The sequence below is a fragment of the Neorhizobium sp. JUb45 genome, from assembly GCF_004343585.1.
Lineage (GTDB): Bacteria > Pseudomonadota > Alphaproteobacteria > Rhizobiales > Rhizobiaceae > Neorhizobium.
Genome location: NZ_SLYW01000001.1, coordinates 721,851 through 747,648, shown reverse-complemented (window position 1 = coordinate 747,648; position 25,798 = coordinate 721,851). Strand labels below are relative to the sequence as shown.

Sequence of the window (25,798 nt, the reverse complement as noted above, 5' to 3'; positions counted from 1 at the left end):
GGAAGGTTTGCCATCAAGCCGAGCCGCCACTCCACCCTTGCCTCCCAAACCATCATCGCGTATCGCCAAATGACGAAAATTGTTGGGAGAACGGTTTTGGGCGGAAAGTTTTTGTCGATCGGCGAATGCATGGTGGAACTGTCGCAGGCGGGTGATGGCCTGTTGCGACGCGGCTTTGCCGGCGACACATTCAACACCGCCTGGTATTCCCGCGCCTGTCTGCCCGCCGATTGGTCCGTCGATTATTTCACCGCCCTCGGTGACGATCCGCTCTCCGGCGAAATGCTGGCGATGATGCAGGGTGCCGGGATCGGCACCAGTCATATCCGCCAGATCGCGGCCAAGACACCCGGCCTCTACCTCATCACCCTGAAGGACGGCGAGCGCACCTTCAGCTACTGGCGCGACACCGCCGCCGCCAAAAAGCTGGCCGACGATGCAGACCACCTGCGCCGCGCCATCGAAGCCTCCGACATCATCTATTTCTCCGGCATCACGCTGGGCATTCTCGCCCCCGACGCCATCGACACGCTGTTTTCCGAACTGCGTCGCGCAAAAGCAGCCGGCAAGACGGTCGCCTTCGACCCCAACATCCGCCCGCGCCTCTGGGCCGGTAAAGACGTCATGCTGAAGACGATCGAGGATGGCGCCCGCGCCTCGACCCTCGTGCTGCCGAGCTTCGACGACGAAAAGGCCCATTTCGGCGACGCGGACGTCGCCGCAACCATTGCCCGTTACCACGCCCTCGGCGTCGCCAATGTCGTGGTCAAGGACGGCCCCAACGGCGTGACGCTGAGTTTTGGCGGTGACGTACAGCATGTGCCGGCCGTGGAGGCAAAGGCCGTGGTCGACACGACCAGCGCCGGCGACAGTTTTAACGGCGGCTTCCTGTCACGCCTGTTGACCGGCGCAACGCCGGCCGAGGCCGCCGCCCATGGCGCCGCCGTCGCAACCACGGTCATCGGCCATCACGGCGCGCTGATCGATCCGTCTCTTCTACCGCGCTGAAAGAAAAAACCAGAAACCGCGCCGTGTTTTTCTCTCGGCCGGCGCCGTTTTCTTACGGATATAAATCACACAATCTCAATGGATTTACGTGATACTTCGCGAACATGGTATTGGCCATCTCCGGAGGAAAACATGCGCGCCGTTTTTGCTACCCTGACCGTTCTGTCCCTGTCGTTTTTACCTTTGGCGACGGCTGCCCACGCCGATGCACTGGAAAACCTCACCAAGGCCGAAACAAAGATGTACGAGGCCTGGGCAAAGGTGCCGTTCAGCGAACGCATCGTCACCTTCGTTGCCCAGAAATCAGGCGGTTATGGCATCTATCAGGAAAAGCAGGGCACCGTCTTCAAGCAGGGTGAACCGGTCATCACCTATGTCGAACCGATCGGTTTCGGCTGGAAGGAACTGCCGGGCGAGATGTACGAGACGAATTTTGTCGCCGACCTGGTGCTGAAGGACGACAAGGGCGCCGTCGTCACCGACCAGAAGGGTTTTGTGAAGAACGTGCTGCAGAGCCACAACGCCATCACAGAATTCTCGATGGACTTCACCCTGACACTCGATGGCGCACCCGCCGGCAATTACGTGGTCACCTATACGATCAACGACATCAGCAGCGGCGAAAAATTCAGCTTCGATCAGGATTTCAGCATCGCAGCCCAGTAAAATACAAAACGGCGGGTCATGCCCGCCGTCTCCCTCAGAAACCGATGGTTTCCTCGAATTTGTCCCAGGACTGCCACATCGCATAGCGGCCGATGCCGGGGATCGGCACATGGCCGTAATAGGGTGACAGCTGCAGCTCGGAAAACAGTTCGCTGCGCTGCGCGACCGCTCCGACATAGATCGCCGAGGCAAGCCCGGTCCGGTTGGCGCCATGTTCACAATGGATCAGGATCGGCTTTTCCGCATCGCGCATGATCTGCGCCAGTTCCTCGCTGCCTTCCACCGGCAGAATTGCTCCCGAGCTGATCGGATAGTCGATCAACCTCACGCCATTGCGCTCGGCTGCAGACTTTTCCTCCGCATACCACTGACCGCGTGTCTCGTTGCGCAGATTGATGATGGTCTTGATGCCATGGCGGCGCACGAGGCTGTCGATCTCCTCACCTCCCGGCTGGGCGGAGCGATAGAGCTCGCCCGCAATCACTTCATGCTCGTTGCCGGTCAGCTGATTGACACCCATGAAAATGCCTATTGCCGCAACACCCGACAGCAGACCAAGGGACAGCGACCGGAAAATACGCATGAACAAATCCATCAACAAACAATCGATCAATACATAAGCGGTGGTTGCGGCGCTCGCAAATCAAACTGTCGGCAGCCTTGCCCACGGCCCGACATTCGCCTGTCACACAGCTCGGCGATAGAACAGCAAGGCTGCAACAACCGCCATGAGTCGGCGAAATTGCGGCAGAGCGACGGGCAAAAGGGGTTTCAAGCCGGTCATGACCAGAATTACCATCGTTTCCGATGCCTGGTATCCGCAGATCAACGGCGTCGTTCGCTCGATCGAAAACACCAATCGCGAACTCACCCGCATGGGCGTGGATGTCGCCATGGTGACGCCGCAGGACTTTTCCAGCGTGCCCTGCCCCACCTATCCGGAAATCCGCCTGTCGGTCGCCACCTACTGGCAGGTCGCCGCCGCCATCAAGGCATCCGGCCCGACGGCGGTGCATATCGCCACCGAAGGACCGCTCGGGCTGATGGCACGCCGCTGGTGCCTGAAGAACCACATGCCCTTCTCCACCAGCTATCACACCCGCTTTCCCGAATATGTGGCCGCCCGCTTCCCCATTCCGCTGCGCTGGCTGAACGCCTTCGTGCGCTGGTTTCACAATGCCGGCAATGGCTGCATGGTGGCGACGGGCAGCCTTGAGCGCGAACTGTCGAAACTTGGCATCAAGAACCTTCTGCGCTGGAGCCGCGGCATCGACCAGACGGTGTTTCACCCGATGGATCAGGACGACCGCCCTTTTGACCTGCCCCGGCCGATCTTCATGACGGTTGGCCGCGTCGCGGTGGAAAAGAACCTGCCGGCCTTTCTTGATCTCGATCTGCCGGGTTCGAAAGTGGTTGTCGGTGATGGCCCGGATCGCGCCGAGCTGCAGCGCAGATACCCGGACGTGCTGTTCACCGGCATCAAGACCGGCGAAGAACTTGCCCGCGCCTATGCCCAGGCCGACGTCTTCGTTTTTCCTTCCAGGACCGACACGTTCGGCAACACGATCCTCGAAGCGCTGGCAAGCGGCGTGCCCGTCGCAGCCTATCCGGTGATGGGACCGGTCGATATCCTTGAGGAAGGCTGCGGCGCCGGTGCGCTGAACGAAGACCTGCGCGAAGCCTGCCTTGCAGCGCTGTCGTGCTCACGCGCAGACGCCCGCGCCCATGCTCGAAAGTTCACGTGGGAAGCGGCCTCGCGGCAGTTCCTGTCCAACGTGCTCAAGGCACAAACACTGAAAGCCCTGCCGGCACCGGCAGAGTGACGCCGGTACAGGCAGGACTGAACAGGATGCAAAGCGCCAAAGGCGGCGGATGAGAGATTCATCCGCACCACAGGCACGTCATCAAACGAAGGAAGCTTCAATCAGCCGGATCAGCCGATGTTTTCATCCCGCCAGTGGAAAAACAACACGCTTCCGATACCCAGACAGATGGCGGCGACGAGACCTGCAATGATCATGGATTCCTCCTCCCATTGATCGAAACGGCTTGCTGTCCCCTCCCAGAGTCACAAGCCATGGTCGCAGTCGAACACAAGCGCAACGAAATAGCAAGCAGAGGCCCGCGCCCTCTGCCACTTCCGTCGCCGGCAGGTGCCTAAACCTGCATGTCAGAAGACGGTGACGGCAACCCGGTCGCGAAACACGGTGAGTTTTTCGCGACCCTTCGTTGTTGCGGTGAACTTGATCCCGCGTGCCGGCACCGCCTTGCCGCACTTGCGGCTCCGCACGATACCAAGCCCACCATCCGAAAACGTGCCGGTGGCAGAGACCGGCAGTTTTGCAACGACCTCGTCCCATTCCGGCGCCGGGTCGTTGCAGTTCTTGCCGCGCACGCCCTTCAGCAGCAATGCCTTGCCGGGCTTGATGGCGACGCTCGGCCGATAATTGAAGGCGATTTCCTCGGCCAGCGCGGCCGGACCGGAAGACACGCCGAGAACGATCGCAAGTGTCATGCGAACCATTTCATTCCCCTCTCTGCTGGCGTAATGCCAGCAGTGGCACACAGCCCTTAACCCTGTGAACCAATTGAACATATCCGTGCCCCGGCGCGTGACTGCACACAGACCAAAGCAAAATTATGAATGTGGAAAAAAAGGCGAATGCCGCCGAACATGGCAGCGGCCGGATCATCGGGATGGATCGCACATGTCGGGCTAGCGTCCTGGAAAACGCCACCCGATATCATAAAGCGACAATCGCAAAGCCACGGCCATGTCGGCTCGGGCATATCAGACGATCAAAAGATATCCGTCACCACCCATACGGGTGACGGATATCATTTTTTACACGCGATCAGCGCTTTCTGCGGCGACCTTCGAACGGGTTTTCACCCGCCTTGAAGTGAATGCGGATCGGCACGCCGGGCATCTGGAAGTCGGTGCGCAACGTGTTGGTCATGTAACGCACATAACTTTCCGGCAGCGCGTCGGGACGTGTGCAGGACACCATGAAAGCCGGCGGACGGGCCTTGACCTGCGTCATGTATTTCAGCTTCAGGCGGCGGCCGGAAACGGCCGGTGGCGGATGCTGAGTCGTGGTCTGGTCGAGCCAGCGGTTCAGCTTGGCGGTCGAGATGCGCTTGTTCCAGACCTTGTCGGTGTCGACGATGCTCTGCATCAGCTTGTCGAGGCCGTAACCGGTCTGGCCGGAAATCGGCACAGCGCGGATGCCGCGGGCCTGCGGCAGCAGCCGTGCGGTCTTTTCATGCAGATCGGTCAGAAACGCCTGCGGATCCTCGATCATGTCCCACTTGTTGAAGGCGAGAACCGCGGCACGGCCTTCGCGCAGTACCAGATCGGCGATCTGCAGGTCCTGCTTTTCGAACGGGATGGTGGCATCGAACACGATGACGACCGTTTCGGCAAAGCGGATGGAGCGCAGCGCATCGGCAACTGACAGCTTTTCCAGCTTTTCCTGCACGCGCGCCTTGCGGCGCATGCCGGCGGTGTCGAACATCTTGATGGTGCGGCCGCGCCAGTCCCATTCGACGGAAATGCTGTCGCGGGTAATGCCGGCTTCCGGGCCGGTCAAAAGCCGGTCTTCACCGAGAAAACGGTTGATCAACGTCGACTTGCCGGCATTCGGACGGCCGACGATTGCTACGCGAAGCGGCAGGGTCTCGTCGTAAAGGCCGTCTGCATCTTCATCCTCGTCGTCGAAATCGCTGTCGCGCACGTCGACATTGGTCTCGGCCTCATCGACCTCTTCCGGGAAAGCAACCTCTTCGCCGATGGCCTCGACGATGGCGTCGCGCAGATCGATCATGCCCTGGCCATGTTCGGCCGAGATCGGCACCGGCTCGCCGAGGCCGAGCGTATAGGCGTCGTAGAAACCGCCATCCGAGCCCTTGGCTTCGGACTTGTTGGCAACCAGCACGACCGGCTTGCCACTGCGGCGCAGCAGTTCGCCAAACGTCTTGTCGAGCGGCGTCAGCCCCGCCTTGGCATCGACGACGAACAGCGTCAGGTCGGCTTCCTCGATCGCCATCTCCGTCTGGGCGCGCATGCGGCCTTCAAGCGTATCGGCACCGGCTTCTTCGAGACCGGCGGTATCGATGATGGTGAAGCGCAGATCGACGAGCTTGGCATCGCCGGGACGACGGTCGCGGGTAACGCCCGGCGTATCATCGACCAGCGCAAGCTTCTTGCCGACCAGCCGGTTGAACAGCGTCGACTTGCCGACATTCGGGCGTCCGACGATGGCGACGGTGAAGCTCATGTGGTTTCTTTCTCTTCTTGGGCACCTTCAGCCGTCTGGCCGAAAATCAGGGCGCCTTGCCGGATGCGGCGATGTTGTCGAGCATGATCTGCGCGCGGCTGGCGACATTGCGCGGCGCGTCGGCAGCATTGGTGATCTGCGTGAACCAGTCCTTGGCCTGCTTCATGTTGTCTGCCTTGTAGGCGGCCAGACCCAACACTTCGCGCGCCGAAAAACGCAGCGCATGGCCGTCGCTGCTCAGCACCTCGGCTTCGGCGGCAACCTGTTCATAGCCGGCCGTATCGACCAGCAGGAAGGCGGCGCGCAGCTTGGCGGTGTCGCGCACCAGCGCCGGCACGGCATTGTCCTTGGAAATGGCCTGGAAGGTGGCAATTGCCGCAGCCTTGTCGCCCTTCTCTGCCTGAAGTGCGGCGGTGCGCAGCTTGGCCAGAACCGGATAGGAACCGGTGCCATCCTTCTCGAGTTCGGAGAAGGCTGCGAGCGCCTCGTCATTCTTCTTGTCGCCGGCAAGGTCGAGTGCCGTCACGAAACGGTCGCCGGAAGCGGACGCGTTGTTGGAATGCCAGTATTCGTAACCGCGATGACCGGCAACACCGACGACGAGAAGCACTGCCGCACCGATGAGGATGCGGCCAAAACGCTTCCACGCCTTGCTCATCTGCTCCGAGCGCAGTTCGTCGTTCACTTCGCGAATGAAGCTGTCGTCGTTATTTGCCATGCCAGTCTCCGGCCGCCGGGCCTCTGAATGCGGAAAGACCGCCTTCTAGCGCATTTTGCCGCGCATGTAAGGCCCTTCGTGCATTTCACGAAAGCTTGTTAACGCCGAACGTGCAGGATGACCACGAGACGCAGCCTAAATTTTGTCATCACGCACAAAGCTTCGCCGCAATCTCGACGCAGAAGCCATTGCCAGGAATTCTATCCGAAAATGATTTTCGACAGGTTTTTATGTCCCGCGTATCGTCTTTGCTCGCCCTCACCCTGTTTGCCGCCATCCCGGCGACGCTCGCTGCACCTGCAGCCATGGCCGCGGAAAAGCCGAAACAGCTGGTGCTGATTTCCTTCGATGGCGCCGGCAGCAACGATCTGTGGCAGCGCAGCCGCGATATCGCCAAACGCACAAACGCCCGCTTCACCTATTTTCTCTCCTGCACCCTCGTCATCGACCGCGCATCGGCGAAAACCTATCAGGGACCGGGCCAGAAGCCGGGCCGCTCCAATATCGGTTTTGCCCAGACGAAAGAGGAAGCCCGCATCCGTTTGGGCCATGTCTGGCAGGCGAAGGAAGAGGGTAACGAGATTGCCAGCCATACATGCGGCCATTTCGATGGTGGCGAATGGACCTCGCAGGAGTGGACGCAGGAACTGAAAACGTTCCGAAACGTGCTCTCCAATGCATGGGTGGCCAATGATGCTGCTGAACAGGAGCCGGCCGGCTGGCAGGATTTCGTCAAAACCGGCATTCGCGGTTTTCGCGCGCCCTATCTCAGCCAGGGTCCGGCGCTGATGCAGGCGGAACGTCAGGCCGGTTTCGTGTATGACGCAAGCCCGGTCACGCGCGGGCCGGAAGTGCCGGAGGAAAAGGACGGCGTTTTCCGTTTCGGCCTGCCGACCATTCCCGAAGGCCCGCAGCAGCGACCGATCATCGCCATGGACTACAATCTGTTCATCCGCCATTCGGCCGGCATCGAAAACCCCAGCCGCTCGGCGGAGTTCGAGGAACGCGCCTATTCCGCCTTCAAGGCCGCCTTCGACAAGCAATATGACGGCAAGCGCATTCCGCTGCAGATCGGCTTTCACTTCGTCGAGATGAATGCCGGCGCCTATTGGCGGGCGATGGAACGGCTGGTGACCGACGTCTGCGGCATGCAGGATGTCGCATGCGTTACCCATTCGCAAGCGATGGCGATGCTGTCCGGCAACGAGACGACGGCGTCGGCAGGCCTGAGGCAGGCCCTTCCCGTTTCAGCGCCCTCATCAGGTCTTTAACGACGCCCGGCGATATGATTTCCCAACGCGCTCCAGCCGGATTATGACAGCTGAATGACAAGAACACTCCTGAAAACCCTGCCCTGGCTGGTGCTCGCCTTTGTGATCTTCGCCACCGTCTCGCCGATCGAGATGCGCCCGCACGACTTTCTGCCGGTCAATGTCGACCGCGCCGGTGCTTTTGCCGTCATGGCCTTCCTGTTCGTGATCACCTATCCACGCCACTGGAAGCTTTGCGCCGTCCTGCTGCTGCTCGGAGCCGGCGGCATCGAACTGCTGCAGTTCATATCCCCCAGCCGCCATGCCAATCCCGACGACGCGCTGATCAAGGCGGCCGGTGCGGCGATCGGCTGTGTGGCCGGATGGGGCGTCAATCTTTTGCGCACCCGCACTGCGGCGCTGTCGTAAGACACCAGTCTAACGCCGCTTTCCGCAGACGTGGACGTTCAGCACCCCGATTATTTTTTTAATCGTTCGAAAACAGCCACTTCGCATTTTTCCTGCGTCCATTTCATCCACGCTCCGGCAGGTGAGCGGATAATCGCGAGGTCATCGGATGGGCACCGGGATCGCGAACCGGCCTCCTCCTCCGGCTTTGTGTCCGGTTCTGGTGATGGTCGTTGCCAAGGCGAAATGCCGAAAGCGCGGTCGGGGCAGGCGGAAGCCTGAAATGCCAAACTTGATACCGATACCGCCTGCCCCAAGCCCAAAACAAAACCGCGCCGGACTTTTCACCCGGCGCGGCCAAAACTGCTGTGTGTTTTATTGAGAAATCAGGTCGGCTTGTTCGCCGCCATCTCGCCGCCTTCGGCTTCACGCTCCAGATAGTTCTGGTCGATCACCGGCAGAGGCTGGTCATCAATGGCGGCCTCGAAGGCAACCAGACGCTTGCGGATCGACAGAAGCTCGATGATCGTCGACCAGGAGCTGACCAGATACTGAAAACTGTCGCTGACCTGGCCGAACGCGGTGGCGATCTGCTGCCAGATCCCCATGGTGATCTTGGCGGCAACGATGGTCGGGATCAGCATGAATGTCAGAATGATCGCATCGAGCTGACCAAACGTGTAGCGGGCGACGTTGAAGTACAGGTAGTGCCAGTACATGCGGAAATAGTTCTTGCGCACATTGGAAAACAGCTCGCGCATGGTCGGCGGCTGCGCCCGATCCTCGTGGTCTTCACCATAGACCAGCTCCTTGCGGAAGGCCGCTTCGACGCGCTGATTGCGGAACTGAAGGCCCGGCAGCTTGATGCCGACGACGGCAAGCAAGACTGTACCAAAAACAGACCACAGGAGCGCCAGCCAGAACAGCGAATGCGGAATGGCTCCGAGCAGTGGGATTTCAGTGACATGCACCGACATCTGGAACAGCAGCGGCAGGAAGACGACCAGCGTCATGATCGAATTGATCAGCACGACGCCAAGACCTTCGACAATGGACGCAAATCGCATCGTATCTTCCTGAACACGCTGCGAGGCACCTTCGATATGGCGAAGCTTGTCCCATTTCGACAGGTAGAAATCGTTCATGGCCGTGCGCCAGCGGAAGACGTAATGGCTGGTGAAGTAGGCAGTAACGACGTTCATCGCCACGCCGACCATGCCGATTTCAAGGAAACGCAGCTGCAGGTCATAAAACTGTCCAGCCGTGATGCCGGGCTGCTTTTCGAGCGCGCGCTGGAAAAGATCGAAGAACGGACCACGCCAGTTGTTCAGCGCCACCGAAATCTGCACGACGAAATAGGCGATGAAGATGATGAAGGCCGATCCCCAGATGGACCAGTTCGACCACGGGTGATCCCGGTCGATCAGCTTCCAGACACCGCCAAAGATCAGCACGAAGATGGTGAAATAGAGATAGAACCAGAGATTGTCCGGGGTGAGGAAATAGGCAAGCCCGAGGGGTGCCTGCTGGCCTGCCTCAAGCGGCGGCATGCCGAGAGCGGCACCCATTTGCGGGCCGACGGCATACCACACGAAGATGCAGACGGCCGTCCACAAGGCAGCGGACAGGAAAAACAGTTTTGGTCGGGGGAAGAAGGAGTGGAACACGGAGCGGCTGCTTTCCTGAGTTCGAATCTAACAATGGTCGGGTGGACCTTTAAGCGCGAAACTAAGGCAAGTCCAAGGGAGCGGCAATGGGGCTTGCCGTTTGTTACCTATTTGTAACCGTGGACATTTTAGCCGCGCTCACGCAGCAGCGGCAGTGACAGTGCAATGGCCGCGACCAGCACTCCGGCGGCCAGCAGCGACGGTGCGGTAAAGCTCCCCGTACGCTCGGCCACAAAACCCGCCACCAGCGGCCCGATGATCTGACCGGTTCCGAAGGCGGCGGTGACCACGGCGATCGCCCGGCGCGGGCTTTGCGGCGCGAAACGGCGGCCGAGTTGCAGACCGAAGGCGGTGATCACCATGAAGGTCGCGCCGAGCAGAAAGCCACCCACCAGCGTGCCGGCCACCGGCGGCAGTTCGACAGACGCGACGACGCCGATCAGAAGCACGACGATGGCCGCGAGATAGGCCCCACCAAGGCCGATCCGGCGCGCGATCGGGTTCCATGCGAACAGCGACACCGCCGCCGCACAGCCGGCCACGAACCACACGAGAAACTCGATCATCGGCCCGGTATTGCCCATGCGCGCAATGGCGACGAGGAAGGTGGCGGTGATGACATAACCGAAACCGTAAAGGCCGTAGGACAAAACCGTCATGATCAGCGGCAGGCGCCAGACAAGCGGCGGCTCGGCCACGCTTTTTGCGTCACCCTGCGGCCTGGGCAGGAAACGCTGAACGAAGACAAAGATGGCAAGGACGACAGCCGCCGAAGCGAACCAGTCGAGACGCCAGCCATGCGCCGCATCCCCCGCCAAGGCATTTACCCCCAGAACCAGCAGCGAGGACAGAGCGATGCCGACACCGACGCCGCCGAAATGCAGCATGCCGATCGTCGGGCGTCCCGCCGCATGCATCATCACGATCGTCGAGGTGAACAGCATGGCAAGCGCGCTGGCCGCACCGGCAAGAAAGCGAATGACGGTGAAGGTGGCGACCGACGTCGTCAGCCCCATGGCCGCCAGAAGCACGACAGACGCCAGCAGACCGGCGAGCGCCACCTTGCGCTCCCGGCCCGCCGCCCAGCCATAGGCCGAGGCGATAGCGCCGAGCAGATAACCGGCAAAATTGCCGGCGGCGATCGTGCCGGCATCAGCCGAGGACAGCGGAATACCGGTGATCATGCCCGGCAGGATCGGCGTGTAGACGAAACGGCCAAACCCCATGGCACCGGCCATGGCGGCAGCGCCGGCAAGGCCGATCCAGAGCGAGGAAGAAGAAGAAGGAGAAGAGGACATGGGCGGCTTATCGCACCCGGCCTACAGCCTGACAAACCACAAATTCTGATCGCTGCGATCAGGCGGATTGAGGCGCCACCGACAGATGGCGCCTTTCGAAAAACCTCAGTTCGGCAGCGTCAGGATGAGCGGGCCGTTGCGGGTAACAACGATCGTATGCTCGTATTGCACGGTTGGCGCGCGCGGATCGCTGTAAAGCGTCCATGGATCACCATTGCCGCCATCTTCCGCCCAGGTACCGCCGAGCGACAGGAAAGGCTCGATGGTGAAGACCAGCCCCTCTTCCATGATCCGGGTTTCATCCGGGTCCGGCCAGGTGGAAACTTCCTTCGGCTCCTCATGCAGCGAGCGGCCGACGCCGTGGCTGGCAAGGTTGGAGATCAGCGTATAGCGGTTCTTGGTGGCGAAGGCGCCGATGGCATTGCCGATACCGGCGATCGGCTTGCCGGTCCTGACCTGCTGCAGACCGGTCCACAACGCGCGACGGCCGTCACGGCAAAGCTTTTCGATCTGTTTGCTGACCGGCGGCACGGCGAAGGACGAACCGGTATCGCCAAAAAAACCGTCCTTGACGGCCGACACGTCGATATTGACGAGATCACCCGCCTCGATGCGGCGATCGCCGGGAATGCCGTGCGCCACTTCCTCGTTGACGCTGATGCAGGTGGCGCCCGGAAATTCATAGCAGAATTCCGGGGCCGATTGCGCGCCATTATCCTCGAGGATCTTGCGGCCGATCAGGTCGAGTTCACGGGTGGTGATGCCCGGCTCCAGAGCCTTTGCCATGGTTTCCACGGCCACGGCGCAGAGGCGCCCGATATCCTTGAGCTTCTGCAGCTCTTCTTCGGTGGAAATCACCATGCGTGCATTCTTCCTATCATCGTGTCTCGCGGCCTTCCCCCAAGGCCGGCTTGTCAGGCAGCCGGTTTCGCGCCATCGGACGATCCGGTCAATTCCTTTCTGACCAGAGGTGCTACTTTCGTGCCGTAAAGTTCGATGCCGCGCATGATCTGCGCATGCGGCATCAGACCGATCGCCATCTGCAGCATGAACCGGTCGTTTTTGAACACCGCGTGCGCCGCGACGATCTTTTCCGCCACCACTTCCGGCTCACCGAGGAAAAGATTGCCCTGGGCCCCACGCGCCGCATCGAAATGCGCACGATTGGTCGGTCCCCAGCCACGTTCGCGGCCAAGCCGGTTCATCACCTCGGCCTGCGGACCATAAAACTGATCGGCAGCGGCTTCAGTCGTATCGGCAATGAAGCCATGCACATTGATGCTGGTCTTCAGCGTCGACGGGTCCTGACCGGCGCGGCGAGCGGCCTCGCGGTAAAGATCGAACATCGGCGCAAACCGGCGATATTCACCGCCGATAATGGCGATGGCCAGCGGCAGGCCCATGGCCCCTGCCCGCGCCACCGATTCCGGCGTGCCGCCAACGGCGATCCAGATCGGCAGCTTTTCCTGCAGCGGGCGCGGATAGACGCCGCGCCCATTGATCGGCGGGCGCAGCTTGCCTTCGTTCCAGCTCACCACTTCCTGATCGCGAATGGCGAGCAGCAGGTCGAGCTTTTCGGAAAACAGCTGGTCGTAATCGGCGAGATCGTAACCGAACAGCGGGAAGGATTCGATGAAGGAACCGCGCCCCGCCATGATTTCCGCACGCCCATCCGACAGCAGGTCGACGGTCGAAAACTGCTGGAACACCCGCACCGGCTCATCCGAAGAGAGAACGGTAACGGCACTGGAAAGGCGAATGTTTTTCGTGCGCACGGCGGCGGCGGCCAGCACGGTCGAGGGAGACGATGCCGCATAATCGACGCGGTGATGTTCGCCCAGCCCAAACACGTCGAGCCCGACCTGATCGGCCAGCTCGATCTCTTCAAGAAGATCCTTCAGCCGCCGATGCGCTTCCGCACCCTTGTTGACCGCGTTCGGATCGACATCCGCAAAAGTATAAAGACCGAGTTCCATGCGCCCAAAATTTCCGTTGTTCGATAGCCTCACATAGATATCGCCGGCAGCCGGCACAAATGTGAAACTTTCGAAGCCATCCTTCGAAGATTTCGATGGGCGAAACGATTCCGATTTCAGAAGGTTGCGGCGACGGGCGAAATCTGCGGGTGAAGCACATATCCTTCAACATGGCGGAGGCGACAGATATATCCGCCGCCTCTCGCTGATTGAATCCAACACGCAAACATGCCTGGCAAACGCCTGAAAAGACTCGCCAAAGCTCAGAACGTCCTGGCGATCTCCGCCATCTGGCCGGCGACGATGCCCCAGCCTTCCTCGAAACCCATCTGCTTGTGGGTTTCCATGTCTTCCTCCGTCCAGTGAAGGGCAGTCGCGGTATAACGCGTGCGGCCGTTGCCGAGGTCCTCGAATTCGATGATACCGGTCATGAACGGCTTGTCTGACGGCTCCCATGCCTTGGTGAAGGCATCGGTGAAAACGATCTTCCTGTTGGGCACGACTTCCAGATAGACGCCGGTATTGGGGATCTTTTCGCCTTCCGGACCTTCCATCAGGATAAAACTGTCGCCACCGGTGCGCAGATCCATGCGCGCCTCGGTCACCTTCCACGGCAGCGGGCAGAACCATTCGCCATAGCGCTCCGGCGTTGCCCAGACCTTGAAGAGCTTTTCGGCTGGCACATCGAATTCGCGAACGAGCTGCAACTGATATTGGGCGGTCATGGCTTTCTCCTCTGGTTTTAACGCATCGCTGTGAATGTGAACCTAGGACGCATGGCGATACGGGAAACCGACAGGGGGCGGAGAATTTTATGTCCCCACCTCCCCCAGCCGGTCGATCTGCATGCGGATATGCGCGGCTTCCGCCGGCGAATTGGCGAGCGATATGGCGCGGTCGAAGGCTTCGCGTGCCTCGGCCTTTTGCCCGGCCTGCATCAGCAACCCTCCGCGCACGCCGTGAAAATAGAAATACCCGTCGAGTGGCGCCGCCACCGTGGCAATCAGCGCCAGAGCCTCCTCCGGGCCTTCCGCCTTCGAGACCGCAACCGCGCGATTGAGGGTAACGACCGGCGACGGCTGCAGGTGTTCCAGCGCCTGATAGAGAAGATCGATCTGCCACCAGTCGGTATCTTCCGGCTTTTCGGCGCGGGCGTGCAGGGCAGCAATCGCCGCCTGCAACTGGTAGGGCCCGCCGCTCCTGTGCCGCACCGCCTTGTCGAGCATGGCGAGCGCTTCGGCGATCAGCTTTTTGTCCCACAGTGAACGATCCTGCTGTTCGAGCAGAATAATCTGCCCGGCCTCGTCGAACCGGGCGCCGGCGCGGGCATGCTGCAGCAGCATCAGGGTTGCCAGCCCCATGATCTCCGGTTCTGCCGGAAAAATCCGCAACAGGATGCGCACCAGCCGGATCGCCTCCTCGCAAAGCGTGAGGCTGTCGGGATTGTTGACGCCGGACGAATATCCTTCGTTGAAGACCAGATAGATCATCGCCGCCACGGTTTTCAGCCGCGCGGCCCGTTCATAGGCATCCGGTGCCTCGAAACCGACGACACCCTTGTCACCCGGCCTCTTCTCGCTCTGGGCTCTGGCAATGCGGGCCTTGGCGCGGGTGATGCGCTGTTCCATCGCCGCATCCGAGACCAGAAAGGCCTTGGCGATCTGCGGCACGGTGAGGCCCGACACGATCCGAAGCGACAGCGCGATCTGCTGGGTGTTGGGCAGTTCCGGATGGCAGCAGATGAACATCAGCCGCAAAATGTCGTCGCGGTAATGGGCATTGTCCAGCCGGTCGGCGATATCCTCTTCGGCATCGGAAAGATCGGAAAACGCCGCCTCTTCCGGCAGCGGCTCGTTCTTGGCGCGTTTGCGGACCTGGTCGACACCGCTGTTGCGTCCGACAAAGATCAGCCATGCGGCGGGATCACGCGGCGGCCCCTTGTCCGGCCAGGTGCGGATGGCGCGCAGGCAGGCTTCCTGAAACGCTTCTTCCGCCGTATCGAGATCACGGAAATAACGCAGGAGTGCGCCCAGTGCCTGCGGCCGCGCCGCCGTCAGCGCCAGTTCGATCCAGCCGAGATCGGTCATGATGCACCACCTGCCCCAACCTGCGCATCGCCGGGATGGAAAACGTAGAACGGCCGGATTTCATAGGAGCTGGAGCCGGGATTGACGGCAGACAGGTCCTTGGCGAAGGTGACGGCCTCATCCAGCGTCTCGAATTCAGCGGTGTAAAAACCGAGCAGCACTTCCTTGGTTTCGGCAAAGGGACCGTCGAGCACCAGCGGCTCGTCGCGGCCCTTGCGCACCGTGGTCGCCGCCGTCGTCGGCATCAGCCGCCCGACCGGGCCAAGCTTGCCGGCTTTCGCCAGCGGCTCCTGCAAGGCGTAAAGTTTTTCCATGACGGCAGCCTCCTCGTCCTTGGACCAGGCGAAAACGGTTTCCTCATGGGCGTAACACAGGATGGCGTAGAGCATGGATTTCTCCCTTCTGCATGGAAGACGCAGAAGTAACGGCAGAACCGACATCATGCACCCGAAAATGCAAGCAGGGCCGGATCGTTCACAGATCCGGCCCCGCAAGTCAGTCATTCAAAACAGCCGATCAGACGGCGCCGCGGGTTTCCACGAACAGCGCGTAGACCGAATGGCTGGACGCCATATAGAGGCGGTTCTTCTTCTTGCCACCGAAAACGAGGTTCGGGCAACGCTCGGGCAGCTTGATGAAGCCGATCGCCTTGCCTTCCTTGTTGAAGATTTTCACGCCGTTGAGGTCTTCCGGCTTGGCACCGGCAGCGCCCGAAGAGCCCCAGCCGCACCACAGGTTGCCGTCAACGTCAACCTTGAAGCCGTCGAGACCGCCATTGTCGTCGGCGGTGATGAAGGCCTTCTTGTTGGAGACGGTCTTGCCGTCCTTCGATACGTCGTAGGACCAGACGATGCGGTAAGGCGCAGCGCGGCCTTCGACAACGTAGAGCTTCTTTTCGTCTTCGGAGAAGGCGATGCCGTTCGGGCCCTTCAGTTCGTCGGTGATGAGCGACAGCTCACCTTCCGCCGAAATGCGGTAAACGGAATGCGGCAGTTCGGCTTCCGCCTTTTCGCCTTCCCATTCGCCGCCGATGCCGAACGGCGGGTCGGTGAACCACAAGGAACCATCAGACTTGCAGACGATATCGTTCGGCGAGTTGAGCTTCTTGCCCTTGAACTTGTCGGCGAGAACAGTGATCGAACCGTCATGCTCGGTGCGGGTGACGCGGCGGGTCAGGTGCTCGCAGGAGATCAGACGGCCCTGCAGGTCGCGGCAATGACCGTTGGCATAGTTCGAATTGGCATCGAACACGCTCCAGGTCTCGTTGGTCTCGTCGAACTTCATGACGCGGTTGTTCGGGATATCGCTGACCAGCAGGTACTTGCCGTCGCCGAAATAGACCGGGCCTTCCAGCCAGCGGGCGCCGGTGGCAACCTGTTCCAGCGAGGCGCTGGCAACGCGGTACTTGGCGAAGCTCGGGTCGAGAACCTGGATGGACGGATCCGGGTAGATCGGCGAGGGCGTGAAGCTGATCGCCTGAGCGGAGGCAATCTTGGTGGTGACGGCAGTCGCGGCGGCGGCAACGCCCAGCGACATGATGTTACGGCGGGAAAGATCCACGGTAAAAGGTCCTTCGAAAACGGATTTTTGATTTCATATCAATTTGCCCCAGCGCATGGGGAAAGCCTGAACATAGCCCGGTCCGGGATTTACCGGCTCAACCTTTCGCACTGCAACAAACAGATGGTTGCCTACTGCGCAGATGGTTACGCGGTTATGAAAATCAGGCAAAAAAGTGGCAAGCCACCGAATTTCGTTCGAAATTGTGATGCACTGCAGCAAGTGTAAGATTTTCTTATGATAATGCCCATAACTTCCGGGACCAAGGACATTGCGATCGATCAGGTCGCCGGGGCGCGCATGATGTGCGCCGTCTTAAAAAGAAGACGATTCCTGCATTTCCCTTTTCCCGCCATGCGCTTCCGTTCCTTCAGCGTGCTCCTGAGGCTATCCGATGCTCAAGAATTTGAAGATCAAGACAAAGTTTTTGATGGCGATCGCCATCCTCGGCGCGATTTCGCTCGCCGGCCTTCTTTTCGTTACCCAGCGCTTCAGCGCTGCCAATCAGTCCTATTCGCACTTCCTCCAGAACGAAAGCACCGCGGCGACCTTCGTTCCTCGCGGTGCAGCCGGCATGTGGACGGCAACCACCTGGCTCAGCCGCGCGCTTGCCCAGGATCCGCAGTCTCCCGCCTTCAAGGATCTTTCCGAACGTTTCGGCAAGGAAATCACAGGCGCCCGCGGCCGTCTGGCACAGGTTCCGGGTCTCGTCCCGAGCCGTCAGGCCGCCACCGACGAACTGCTCGCCGGCGCGGACAAGCTGAAGGCGATCGGCGACGATCTGCTGAAGGCCCATGCCGCCGGCGATACCGCAAAGGTAACGGCCCTCTCGTCCGACCTCGACAAGGCCATCGTTGAACTGTCGCCGAAATTCGGCGCAAGCAACGGCGCCATGGCGGACCTGATCAAGAACGGCGGCGACTCTCTGTCGGCCGAAGTGTCCTCGACCATCCAGTTCGCCATCATCGGCATGCTGATCGGCATCGCCGTTGCCATCGTGCTGGCACTGACGATCGCCCAGAAGGGCATTACCGGTCCGATGGCACGCCTGCGTGAACGCATGGCATCGCTTGCCGCCGGCGAAACCCGCGCCGAGATCGATGGCCTCGACCGCAAGGACGAAATCGGCCAGATGGCCGAAGCCGTCGCAATCTTCCGCGACAACGCGCTGGAGCGTCAGCGTCTGGAGCAGGAAGCCGAAGACAATCGCAGCCTGTCGGAAAGCGACCGGATCGAACGTGAAGCCCAGCGTGCCCGTGAAGCCGCCGACGTCAAGTTCGCCGTCGACAACCTTGCAGAAGCGCTTTCGAACCTGTCCGACGGTAACGTCTCCTACCGGATCGATCGTTCCTTCGCAGCCTCGCTCGATGGTGTCCGCAACGACTTCAACGCCTCGGCCTCCAAGCTGCAGGCAGCTCTTGAAGAAGTCGCCGCAAACGCCCGCAGCATCGAAGCCGGTTCCGGCGAGATCAAGTCGGCCGCTGACGATCTGGCCAAGCGCACCGAACAGCAGGCCGCATCGATCGAAGAAACCGCTGCAGCTCTGGAAGAAATCACCACCACGGTGAAGGACGCCGCACGCCGCGCACAGGACGCCGGTGCACTGGTTGCCCGTACCCGTCAGGGCGCTGAAAAGTCCGGCGAAGTTGTCCAGAACGCCGTCAAGGCGATGGAGCAGATCGAAAAGTCCTCGGGCGAGATCGGCAACATCATCGGCGTCATCGATGACATCGCATTCCAGACCAACCTGCTTGCATTGAACGCAGGCGTCGAAGCCGCACGCGCCGGTGAAGCCGGCAAGGGTTTTGCCGTCGTCGCTCAGGAAGTTCGCGAACTGGCCCAGCGTTCTGCAAACGCCGCCAAGGAAATCAAGACGCTGATCACCGCCTCCAACCAGCAGGTTCAGAACGGTGTTCACCTCGTCGGCGAAACCGGCAAGGCGCTGGAAACCATCGTCTCGGAAGTCCAGGAGATCAACCGCAACGTCAACGCCATCGTTGAAAGCGCGCAGGAACAGTCTTCCGGTCTCCAGCAGATCAACACCGCGGTCAACGCGATGGATCAGGACACCCAGAAGAACGCCGCCATGGTGGAAGAACAGACCGCTGCCAGCCACGGCCTCGCTCGCGATGCCGCCGCGCTGAACGCCCTGCTCGCCCAGTTCAAGCTGTCGCATGTCCGCATGCAGCAGGTTGCCGCCGCCAGCCGCCCGGCTGCTCCCTATGCAGCACAGCAGTCGGCCCGCCCGGTTGCCTCCCCTGCCCGCAAGCTGGCCAACAAGGTCGCGACCGCGTTTTCCGGCAATGCCGCTCTCGCCGTCGACACCCAGGCCAACGACTGGCAGGAATTCTGAGAAACACCGCCTGCGGCCCTGCCGCCGGCAACGGACTGACAACAAAACGGCCGCAGACGAAAGTCTGCGGCCGTTTTGTTTTGATCGCAATTCTTAACAGGCAGCATCCTCACAATTGACGCCTGTCAATTTTAAGTCATTGAAACTGCGACATTTTGTCGAAAACCGCCCAGGAATTTTCAAAGTAAGATTTTATTATAAGACGAAATTCTACGGTTCGCGCCAAGGACACTGGAGACCTCTTCTTCGGTCGCAGCGCGCATGATGTACGCCGTCTCGACGAGACGATCCCTGCTTTTCCCAGACATGAGCCTCCGCTCTTTCCCGAGTTTTTACGAGGTTATCCGATGCTGAAAAATCTGAAGATCAAAACGAAATTCCTGATGGCGATCGCCATCCTCAGCCTGATATCGCTGGCTGGCCTGACATTCGTTACTCACCGGTTCAACGCCGCCAACGAAGCCTATTCGCGCTTCCTGCTGAATGAGAGCATGGCCGCCACCTTTGGCCCGCGCGGTGCGGCCGGCATGTGGACCGCCGTCAACTGGCTGAACCGTGCCGTCAGCCAGGATCCGCATTCCGACGCCTTCACCGAATTTGCCGCCAAGTTCAGCAATGAAATGACCGGCGCCCGCAACCGTCTGGCGCAGATCCCGGACATCGTGCCGAGCCGCAAGGCCGCCATCGACGAATTGCTGGCAGGCTTCGACGAACTCAAGATCGTTGGCGGCGAACTGGTCAAGGCACACGCCACCGGCGACAAGCAACAGTTCGCCGCCGTCTCCGCAAAGCTCGAACAGATCACGCTCGACATGTCCGTCAAATCCGGTGCCAACAATGGCGCCATGGCCGACCTGATCAAGAACGGCGCACAAGAACTGTCGGACGAGGTTTCGACGACGATCCAGCTTGCGCTCGCCGGAATGCTGGCGGGGATCGCCATTGCCGTTGTCTGGGCCATGATCATTGCCCAGAAGGGTGTCGTCACACCGATGATCCGACTGCGGGAACGCATGTCGTCATTGGCATCGGGCGAAACCGAGGCAGCAATCGATGGCCTCGACCGCAAGGATGAAATCGGCCAGATGGCGCAGGCCGTCGCCGTCTTCCGCGACAATTCCCTTGAGCGCGCCCGCCTGCGGCAGGAAGCCGAAGACAATCGCAGCCTGTCGGAACAGGAGCGTATCGACCGCGAAGCCATCACGGCCCGTGATGCCGCCGATGTCAAATTTGCCGTCGACAGCCTTGCCGAAGCACTGTCGAACCTTTCGGACGGCAATGTCTCCTACCGCATCGATCGTTCTTTCGCGGTCTCGCTCGATGGCGTGCGCAACGACTTCAACGCCTCGGCTTCCAAACTGCAGGCAGCGCTTGAACAGGTATCGGAAAACGCCCGCAGCATCGAAGCCGGTTCCGGCGAAATCCGGTCGGCGGCCGACGATCTGGCCAAGCGCACCGAACAGCAGGCCGCCTCCGTCGAAGAGACGGCTGCGGCGCTCGAGGAAATCACCATCACGGTGAAGGATGCCGCCCGCCGCGCGCAAGAAGCCGGCGACCTCGTCGCCCGCACCCGTCAGGGCGCTGAAAAATCCGGCCATGTCGTCGCCAATGCCGTCAAGGCGATGGAAGCAATCGAAAAGTCGTCCGGCGAAATCGGCAACATCATCGGCGTCATCGACGACATTGCCTTTCAGACCAACCTGCTCGCGCTGAATGCCGGTGTCGAGGCGGCCCGTGCCGGTGAAGCCGGCAAGGGTTTCGCGGTCGTCGCCCAGGAAGTCCGCGAACTGGCCCAGCGCTCCGCCAATGCCGCCAAGGAGATCAAGGCACTGATCACCACCTCGAACCATCAGGTGCAGAGCGGTGTGGAACTGGTCGGAGAAACCGGCCGCGCGCTGGAAGAGATCGTTGTCGAGGTTCAGGAGATCAACCGGCACGTCAATGCCATCGTCGAAAGTGCGCAGGAGCAATCGTCCGGTCTCCAGCAGATCAATACTGCCGTCAACACGATGGATCAGGACACCCAGAAGAACGCTGCCATGGTGGAGGAACAGACAGCAGCCAGCCACGGCCTCGCCCGTGACGTGGCTTCGCTGAACACACTCTTGGCACAGTTCGATCTATCGGGCACCCGCCCGACGCTACGCCCGGCCGACCAACGCGAAGCGCCCCCTGCCTCCCCTGCCCGCATGCTGGCCGGCAGGCTGACATCGGCATTTTCCGGCAATGCGGCGCTTGCTTTCGATCGGGACTGATCGCTGCAGCAACACCCGAAACGAGAACGACCGCGGACAAAAAGTTCGCGGCCGTTCTCGTTGCAAGCAAATCGTCATGCCGCGGCCGACTTACGCCTTCAGCACTTCCGCGTCTTCTTTCCGCACGCCGAGGCGATGCTCGCGCCACACCGTAAACAGCCCGGCGCCGACGACGATGACGGCGCCGATCGCCATATTGAGCGTGATCGTTTCGCCGAAAAAGGCGACGGCGACGGCAGCGCCCATGACGAGCTGAAGATAGGTCAGCGGCTGTGCTTCGACGGCACTCAGCAGGCCATAGGCCTTAATCATGAAATAATGGCTGGTGGCACCGCAGATGCAGAGTGCCGCCATGGCCGGCCAGTCCTCCATCGCGATCGGCGTCCAGTAGAACGGCCCGATGACGCTGGCGAGTGCGGCACCCGCAACGCCGGCATAAAGCACGCTCGTCACCGCACTGTCGGTACTGCTCACAGCCCGAGTGGCAATGCTGTAAAGCGCGTACATGAAGCCGGCTGCGAGCGGCAGCAGAAGACGAATATCGAAATGCACATTTGTCGGATTGAGGATGATCAGCACGCCGACAAGACCGACGCCAAGCGCCACGCCGCGACGCCAGCCGACCGTCTCGCCCAGAAGCGGCACGGACAGGAGCGTGATCATCAGCGGTGTCGCCTGAAAGATCGACTGCGTCATGGCAAGGCCGGCAATGGTGAAGGAAATGACGACGACCACCACCTCGCTGACCAGCAGCATGCCACGGATGACCTGCAAAACGGGGCGTTTGGTGACAACGGCGCGACGCAGGCCACCGGGCGAGGTCGCAGCCAGCAGAACCACAAACACCGCAAAGGCCCAGAAGCGGATCATCGTCACCATGATCGGCGGATATTTGTCGCCCAGAAGCTTCGAAAACGCATCCTGGCCCGCAAAAATGGTGATGGCGAGAAGGACGTAGAGATAGCCCAATGTCTTGCTGTTCATGGGGTCTTGCTTTTCATGTCCGGGGTCGTGTGTGGCAGGAGCAACGCTGCGTAATCTTGTTCTTCGGCTCCTATACCGTTTGCGGTTGATACGCCAGTTCGGCCATGCGGCGAACGGTACGCCCGCCTGCAAGCGCCGGTAGATTCATCCGCGACCTGCTCAAAAATGCCGCTTTCTGCACATTTAATCACACAAGCGCGATCGGGATGGCATGGAACCAAACGGCCACCTACGTAGTTTGCGCAACGTGATGGTCCTCCGCGACTTGGCTTGGGAGCCGCGGCTGGAGTGTTCGAACAGCAAGGCATCTGCCTGTCACGATACCCGAGAGGAAAAGTCCATGAAGAAATTCTCCCCCGCAGCCGGCACCGCCCTGGCTGGTATTTTCGCCGCCGCAATCGCGATGACCGCGACCTCGGCAGCACGCGCGGCAGATGCCGTCGAGCAGATCCCGGAAGCGCCGGTTGCGATCGAGGCGACGGCACCGGCCTTTACGTGGAGCGGTCCCTATGTCGGTCTGCACGGCGGTTACGGCTGGGGCAACGGCGATGTCGGTGCGTTTTCGGAAAATTTTGACGGCGGTCGTTTCGGCGGCTTCGTCGGTTATAACTGGCAGATGTCGAATGGTTTTGTCGCCGGTCTCGAAGGTGACGTGAACTACGACTGGAACGAGCAGAGCATTGCTGGCGCTGACGTAAAAAGCGGCTTCTCCGGTTCTGCACGCGCTCGCCTGGGTTATGCCATGGATCGCGCCCTGCCCTATATTGCAGGTGGCTGGACAGCGACCAACGCCAAGGTCAGCGGCCCGGTTAGCGACGACGACACGCTCAGCGGCTGGACGATCGGCGCAGGTGTAGACTACGCATTCACCGACAACATCTTCGGCCGCGCCGAGTATCGTTACAACGATTACGGCAGTGGCAACCTCGCTGGCGCCAACGTCAATTTCGACCAGCATATCGTCAATGTCGGTATCGGCGTGAAATTCTGATCGTCGCAGATCGATTTGAGTTGCCGAGGGCAGCGGGGCACTCCGCTGCCCTTTTTCGTATGCGGGCTTAGCGCGGCAGTTTGACACCGAACGAAAACAGGAAGGCTATGCCGGCCCCGACTGCCGCAAGGCCGTAAAGCCAGAGTGACGGCAGGGCGATAGAGGGGGCAAGTGCGGCATCCGGCACACTGGCTTCCAGCTTGGCGACCAGACCGGTCGCTGTTGCCACCAGTCCGGCAAGACCGGCACCGATCGCGTAGCCCACAGTCGATACGGTTGGTAGCAAGGCCCCTGCCCGGTCGCGCTCCTGCGCAGGCGTGCCGGCCAGCGCTGCGCGATTGACATTGGCCCATGCCAGACCGAAACCGGTTCCGATCAGGATCTGGCTGACAATCACCAGCGCGATCATGTGCGACGTCAGGCCGATCGCGATGATGATGAAGCCCGCCAGCTGAAACAACGGCCCCATGCGGGTGCGCGCATCCTGGAGGCGTGGCGACGGATTGCGGCTGGCAAACACCGCAACAACGCTCCATGTGAGCGGCATCAACAGTACGACCGCGCCGACGGTGATCGGCCGGTAGTGCCAGATCTCCGAGATCGCCAGCGCCAGATAGACCGCACCAACGGAATGGCTGAGCGACATCAGCAGCAGCACCCAAAGTCCGCAGCCGAACACCGAGCGCGAGCCGAATGCCTGCGTCGGCAGCAATTTTGGCCCGATCCGTCCGTCGAACACCATGGCCAGCACGAAAAGAGCGACGCCGGCAATCACCGCAAGCGCCTGTCCCCAACCGGACGAGGCGACCGATGACAGCGACAGGACCAGCGCGCCGACGATCAGCATGCCGATCGCAAACGGGGCTGCGGCCACACGGTCGGCGGTGGATGGCGCGGGCTTGGCAATCGGAGCAAGTACGACAAGCAGGAGAAGGAAAGGCACGATGGCAAGGAAGGACATGCGCCAGGAAAACGCTTCCGTCAGCCAACCACCGACAATCGGGCCGAGCAGAGACGCCACTGCCCAGACCATCGCTTCCGCCGCGAAAACCTTGGAGATCAGACCGGGGCGAAAATTGCCGGGGATCAGGCTGTAGGCGATCGCCACGATCAGCCCGTCGGCAACACCCTGCAGCAGCCGTCCGGCAAGGATGAAACCAAAATTTTGCGCCGCCAGCGCAGCAAAGCCACCCAGCGCGAACAACAGGCACGAGACAAGCAGCGATGTGGAAAGGCCGACACGATCACGAAAGGCAGCAGCCCCCGTTCCGCCGGCAATCGAGCCGATGAAATAAAGGCTGTAGGCCCAGCTGAAAAACGCCGTGCCGCCAAGCTCCGCAGCCGCGAGTGGCATGGCCGCGACGATGGCAAACGAGTTGAAGGCATGCAGCCCTACCCCGGCCGATACCAGCGCCAGCATGACGGCATTGCGACCGGATAAAAGGGCCGACCAGTCGTCTGCGGGATCGGTCTGTGGTCTGTCGGCTGCTGCTTGAGCCTTCGTCTTCAATGTCGCCCCATTCGAACCAACGGCACTTGCGCCCTCTTCCATGCCGGTCTCTTCAGGCTCTCGCACCGCATTTTCCCCTTCGCATCGCTCGGCGAATTTTCCGCCGCGCTCGGAAATGCGCTGCCTGAGATTTTCTTCTACCGTGTCCATCCTCTGCCTTCCAGTTGGGGGACTGCATGGGCACGTTTCAAAAAAGCGCTGCCATTCCCGAAATCATGCTGTACGATCTCAACCTTACTTGAGGTCAAGATGCAAAATGGCAAAATCGAAACCACCGGGCGATGCCGGTGCAAGTGCAGGCTACACCTCTGTCGAGAGCCTAAGTCCACGCATCCGTGCCAGTGATGGCGTCAGTGTCGGTTTCGTGGCGGAGCGATCCGGCGTCGCCGTTTCGGCCCTTCATTTTTACGAGCAGGAGGGGCTGATCCGCAGCTGGCGCAACGGCGCCAACCATCGCCGCTACGATCGTGACGTGTTGCGGCGGGTGGCGGTGATCCGGGTCGCCCAGAAGGCCGGCGTCCCGTTGAAGGAAATCGCCAGGGCCCTCGCCACGCTGCCGCAAAGCCGCACACCGAATGCCCATGACTGGGAAAAACTGTCGACCGGATGGAAAGCCGAACTCGATGCGCGCATCGAACGCCTCACGCGTCTGCGCGACGAACTGAACGGCTGCATCGGCTGTGGCTGCCTGTCGCTAAAAAACTGCCCGCTTCGAAACCCCGACGACCGGCTGGCCGCCGGAGGGCATGGCCCGGTCTTGCTGGAAGAGTTGAAGGCCGATGAGTAA

At 60.8% G+C, this 25,798-nt stretch carries 23 protein-coding genes; 9 read left to right on the top strand and 14 right to left on the bottom strand.

The features are described from left to right. Nucleotides 1-96: 96 nt before the first annotated feature. The gene (locus tag EDF70_RS03620) at nucleotides 97-1,008 is read left to right on the top strand and encodes a sugar kinase (RefSeq protein ID WP_132271954.1); all 912 of its coding nucleotides are present in this window, start codon (nucleotides 97-99) and stop codon (nucleotides 1,006-1,008) included. Nucleotides 1,009-1,140: 132 nt separating this feature from the next. After that, on the top strand, nucleotides 1,141-1,674 hold the full coding sequence (locus EDF70_RS03615) for a hypothetical protein (protein WP_132271953.1): 534 nt from the start codon (nucleotides 1,141-1,143) through the stop codon (nucleotides 1,672-1,674). Nucleotides 1,675-1,708: 34 nt separating this feature from the next. Here EDF70_RS03615 and EDF70_RS03610 read toward each other — a convergent pair whose 3' ends face one another. Next, nucleotides 1,709-2,269 carry a tyrosine-protein phosphatase gene (locus tag EDF70_RS03610; protein WP_132271952.1) on the bottom strand — a complete coding sequence of 187 codons (561 nt, stop codon included), beginning with the start codon at nucleotides 2,267-2,269 and terminating at the stop codon, nucleotides 1,709-1,711. 187 nt (nucleotides 2,270-2,456) lie between these two features. Between EDF70_RS03610 and EDF70_RS03605 the strand changes: the two genes are divergently transcribed. Next, a complete protein-coding gene (locus EDF70_RS03605; protein ID WP_132271951.1) occupies nucleotides 2,457-3,497 on the top strand; it encodes a glycosyltransferase family 1 protein in 1,041 nt (346 codons plus the stop codon). A gap of 347 nt (nucleotides 3,498-3,844) precedes the next feature. Here EDF70_RS03605 and EDF70_RS03600 read toward each other — a convergent pair whose 3' ends face one another. The 3 genes from EDF70_RS03600 to EDF70_RS03590 all read right to left on the bottom strand — a co-directional run bounded on the left by EDF70_RS03600 (nucleotide 3,845) and on the right by EDF70_RS03590 (nucleotide 6,672). Further along, complete coding sequence (locus EDF70_RS03600; protein WP_132271950.1) at nucleotides 3,845-4,198, bottom strand: hypothetical protein; 354 nt, start codon at nucleotides 4,196-4,198, stop codon at nucleotides 3,845-3,847. Between the two features lie 331 nt (nucleotides 4,199-4,529). Continuing rightward, on the bottom strand, nucleotides 4,530-5,954 hold the full coding sequence (gene der, locus EDF70_RS03595; protein ID WP_132271949.1) for a ribosome biogenesis GTPase Der: 1,425 nt from the start codon (nucleotides 5,952-5,954) through the stop codon (nucleotides 4,530-4,532). A gap of 46 nt (nucleotides 5,955-6,000) precedes the next feature. After that, nucleotides 6,001-6,672, bottom strand: a complete 672-nt coding sequence (locus tag EDF70_RS03590) for a tetratricopeptide repeat protein (RefSeq protein ID WP_132271948.1) — start codon at nucleotides 6,670-6,672, stop codon at nucleotides 6,001-6,003. Between the two features lie 230 nt (nucleotides 6,673-6,902). Here EDF70_RS03590 and EDF70_RS03585 point away from each other — a divergent pair, with 230 nt between their 5' ends. Next, a complete protein-coding gene (locus EDF70_RS03585; RefSeq protein ID WP_132271947.1) occupies nucleotides 6,903-7,943 on the top strand; it encodes a polysaccharide deacetylase family protein in 1,041 nt (346 codons plus the stop codon). Nucleotides 7,944-7,997: 54 nt separating this feature from the next. Then, nucleotides 7,998-8,351 carry a VanZ family protein gene (locus tag EDF70_RS03580; RefSeq protein WP_132271946.1) on the top strand — a complete coding sequence of 118 codons (354 nt, stop codon included), beginning with the start codon at nucleotides 7,998-8,000 and terminating at the stop codon, nucleotides 8,349-8,351. Nucleotides 8,352-8,716: 365 nt separating this feature from the next. On the opposite strand, the gene sbmA is transcribed toward EDF70_RS03580, so the two are convergent. From sbmA to EDF70_RS03540, 8 genes are all read right to left on the bottom strand, one after another. Next, nucleotides 8,717-9,997 (bottom strand): peptide antibiotic transporter SbmA, encoded by a 1,281-nt coding sequence (sbmA, locus tag EDF70_RS03575; protein ID WP_132271945.1) that lies wholly within the window; start codon nucleotides 9,995-9,997, stop codon nucleotides 8,717-8,719. Between the two features lie 128 nt (nucleotides 9,998-10,125). Then, complete coding sequence (locus tag EDF70_RS03570; RefSeq protein ID WP_132271944.1) at nucleotides 10,126-11,295, bottom strand: YbfB/YjiJ family MFS transporter; 1,170 nt, start codon at nucleotides 11,293-11,295, stop codon at nucleotides 10,126-10,128. A gap of 105 nt (nucleotides 11,296-11,400) precedes the next feature. After that, entirely contained in the window at nucleotides 11,401-12,156 is a 756-nt protein-coding gene (gene map, locus EDF70_RS03565) for a type I methionyl aminopeptidase (protein WP_132271943.1), read from the bottom strand. 53 nt (nucleotides 12,157-12,209) lie between these two features. Further along, the gene (locus tag EDF70_RS03560; RefSeq protein ID WP_132271942.1) at nucleotides 12,210-13,271 is read right to left on the bottom strand and encodes an LLM class flavin-dependent oxidoreductase; all 1,062 of its coding nucleotides are present in this window, start codon (nucleotides 13,269-13,271) and stop codon (nucleotides 12,210-12,212) included. A gap of 263 nt (nucleotides 13,272-13,534) precedes the next feature. Continuing rightward, a complete protein-coding gene (locus tag EDF70_RS03555; RefSeq protein WP_132271941.1) occupies nucleotides 13,535-13,996 on the bottom strand; it encodes an SRPBCC family protein in 462 nt (153 codons plus the stop codon). A gap of 87 nt (nucleotides 13,997-14,083) precedes the next feature. Further along, nucleotides 14,084-15,358 carry an RNA polymerase sigma factor gene (locus EDF70_RS03550; protein WP_132271940.1) on the bottom strand — a complete coding sequence of 425 codons (1,275 nt, stop codon included), beginning with the start codon at nucleotides 15,356-15,358 and terminating at the stop codon, nucleotides 14,084-14,086. Further along, nucleotides 15,355-15,747 (bottom strand): YciI family protein, encoded by a 393-nt coding sequence (locus tag EDF70_RS03545; RefSeq protein ID WP_132271939.1) that lies wholly within the window; start codon nucleotides 15,745-15,747, stop codon nucleotides 15,355-15,357. The genes EDF70_RS03550 and EDF70_RS03545 overlap by 4 nt, the downstream gene beginning before the upstream one ends. 127 nt (nucleotides 15,748-15,874) lie before the next feature. Beyond that, the gene (locus EDF70_RS03540) at nucleotides 15,875-16,918 is read right to left on the bottom strand and encodes an SMP-30/gluconolactonase/LRE family protein (RefSeq protein WP_132271938.1); all 1,044 of its coding nucleotides are present in this window, start codon (nucleotides 16,916-16,918) and stop codon (nucleotides 15,875-15,877) included. 394 nt (nucleotides 16,919-17,312) lie between these two features. On the opposite strand from EDF70_RS03540, the gene EDF70_RS03535 reads away from it, so the two are divergent. Both EDF70_RS03535 and EDF70_RS03530 read left to right on the top strand, forming a co-directional pair. Continuing rightward, nucleotides 17,313-19,271, top strand: coding sequence for a methyl-accepting chemotaxis protein (locus tag EDF70_RS03535; protein ID WP_132271937.1), 1,959 nt, complete (start codon nucleotides 17,313-17,315; stop codon nucleotides 19,269-19,271). Between the two features lie 347 nt (nucleotides 19,272-19,618). Then, the gene (locus tag EDF70_RS03530) at nucleotides 19,619-21,526 is read left to right on the top strand and encodes a HAMP domain-containing methyl-accepting chemotaxis protein (protein ID WP_132271936.1); all 1,908 of its coding nucleotides are present in this window, start codon (nucleotides 19,619-19,621) and stop codon (nucleotides 21,524-21,526) included. 90 nt (nucleotides 21,527-21,616) lie between these two features. On the opposite strand, the gene EDF70_RS03525 is transcribed toward EDF70_RS03530, so the two are convergent. Further along, a complete protein-coding gene (locus tag EDF70_RS03525) occupies nucleotides 21,617-22,510 on the bottom strand; it encodes a DMT family transporter (RefSeq protein ID WP_132271935.1) in 894 nt (297 codons plus the stop codon). A gap of 403 nt (nucleotides 22,511-22,913) precedes the next feature. On the opposite strand from EDF70_RS03525, the gene EDF70_RS03520 reads away from it, so the two are divergent. Beyond that, nucleotides 22,914-23,501: an outer membrane protein gene (locus EDF70_RS03520; RefSeq protein WP_165931951.1), complete on the top strand. Its 588-nt coding sequence runs from the start codon at nucleotides 22,914-22,916 to the stop codon at nucleotides 23,499-23,501. A gap of 67 nt (nucleotides 23,502-23,568) precedes the next feature. Here EDF70_RS03520 and EDF70_RS03515 read toward each other — a convergent pair whose 3' ends face one another. Then, complete coding sequence (locus EDF70_RS03515; protein WP_132271933.1) at nucleotides 23,569-25,161, bottom strand: MFS transporter; 1,593 nt, start codon at nucleotides 25,159-25,161, stop codon at nucleotides 23,569-23,571. Nucleotides 25,162-25,267: 106 nt separating this feature from the next. Between EDF70_RS03515 and soxR the strand changes: the two genes are divergently transcribed. Next, nucleotides 25,268-25,798 carry a redox-sensitive transcriptional activator SoxR gene (gene soxR, locus EDF70_RS03510; protein ID WP_132271932.1) on the top strand — a complete coding sequence of 177 codons (531 nt, stop codon included), beginning with the start codon at nucleotides 25,268-25,270 and terminating at the stop codon, nucleotides 25,796-25,798.

Excerpts from the sequence above, each read along its gene's own strand:
- EDF70_RS03615 (WP_132271953.1), top strand. The coding sequence starts at position 1,141 with ATGCGCGCCGTTTTTGCTACCCTGACCGTTCTGTCCCTGTCGTTTTTA.
- EDF70_RS03610 (WP_132271952.1), bottom strand. The coding sequence starts at position 2,269 with ATGGATTTGTTCATGCGTATTTTCCGGTCGCTGTCCCTTGGTCTGCTG.
- EDF70_RS03605 (WP_132271951.1), top strand. The coding sequence starts at position 2,457 with ATGACCAGAATTACCATCGTTTCCGATGCCTGGTATCCGCAGATCAAC.
- EDF70_RS03600 (WP_132271950.1), bottom strand. The coding sequence starts at position 4,198 with ATGGTTCGCATGACACTTGCGATCGTTCTCGGCGTGTCTTCCGGTCCG.
- der (WP_132271949.1), bottom strand. The coding sequence starts at position 5,954 with ATGAGCTTCACCGTCGCCATCGTCGGACGCCCGAATGTCGGCAAGTCG.
- EDF70_RS03590 (WP_132271948.1), bottom strand. The coding sequence starts at position 6,672 with ATGGCAAATAACGACGACAGCTTCATTCGCGAAGTGAACGACGAACTG.
- EDF70_RS03585 (WP_132271947.1), top strand. The coding sequence starts at position 6,903 with ATGTCCCGCGTATCGTCTTTGCTCGCCCTCACCCTGTTTGCCGCCATC.
- EDF70_RS03580 (WP_132271946.1), top strand. The coding sequence starts at position 7,998 with ATGACAAGAACACTCCTGAAAACCCTGCCCTGGCTGGTGCTCGCCTTT.
- EDF70_RS03570 (WP_132271944.1), bottom strand. The coding sequence starts at position 11,295 with ATGTCCTCTTCTCCTTCTTCTTCTTCCTCGCTCTGGATCGGCCTTGCC.
- map (WP_132271943.1), bottom strand. The coding sequence starts at position 12,156 with ATGGTGATTTCCACCGAAGAAGAGCTGCAGAAGCTCAAGGATATCGGG.
- EDF70_RS03560 (WP_132271942.1), bottom strand. The coding sequence starts at position 13,271 with ATGGAACTCGGTCTTTATACTTTTGCGGATGTCGATCCGAACGCGGTC.
- EDF70_RS03555 (WP_132271941.1), bottom strand. The coding sequence starts at position 13,996 with ATGACCGCCCAATATCAGTTGCAGCTCGTTCGCGAATTCGATGTGCCA.
- EDF70_RS03550 (WP_132271940.1), bottom strand. The coding sequence starts at position 15,358 with ATGACCGATCTCGGCTGGATCGAACTGGCGCTGACGGCGGCGCGGCCG.
- EDF70_RS03545 (WP_132271939.1), bottom strand. The coding sequence starts at position 15,747 with ATGCTCTACGCCATCCTGTGTTACGCCCATGAGGAAACCGTTTTCGCC.
- EDF70_RS03535 (WP_132271937.1), top strand. The coding sequence starts at position 17,313 with ATGCTCAAGAATTTGAAGATCAAGACAAAGTTTTTGATGGCGATCGCC.
- EDF70_RS03530 (WP_132271936.1), top strand. The coding sequence starts at position 19,619 with ATGCTGAAAAATCTGAAGATCAAAACGAAATTCCTGATGGCGATCGCC.
- EDF70_RS03525 (WP_132271935.1), bottom strand. The coding sequence starts at position 22,510 with ATGAACAGCAAGACATTGGGCTATCTCTACGTCCTTCTCGCCATCACC.
- EDF70_RS03520 (WP_165931951.1), top strand. The coding sequence starts at position 22,914 with ATGACCGCGACCTCGGCAGCACGCGCGGCAGATGCCGTCGAGCAGATC.
- EDF70_RS03515 (WP_132271933.1), bottom strand. The coding sequence starts at position 25,161 with ATGGACACGGTAGAAGAAAATCTCAGGCAGCGCATTTCCGAGCGCGGC.
- soxR (WP_132271932.1), top strand. The coding sequence starts at position 25,268 with ATGGCAAAATCGAAACCACCGGGCGATGCCGGTGCAAGTGCAGGCTAC.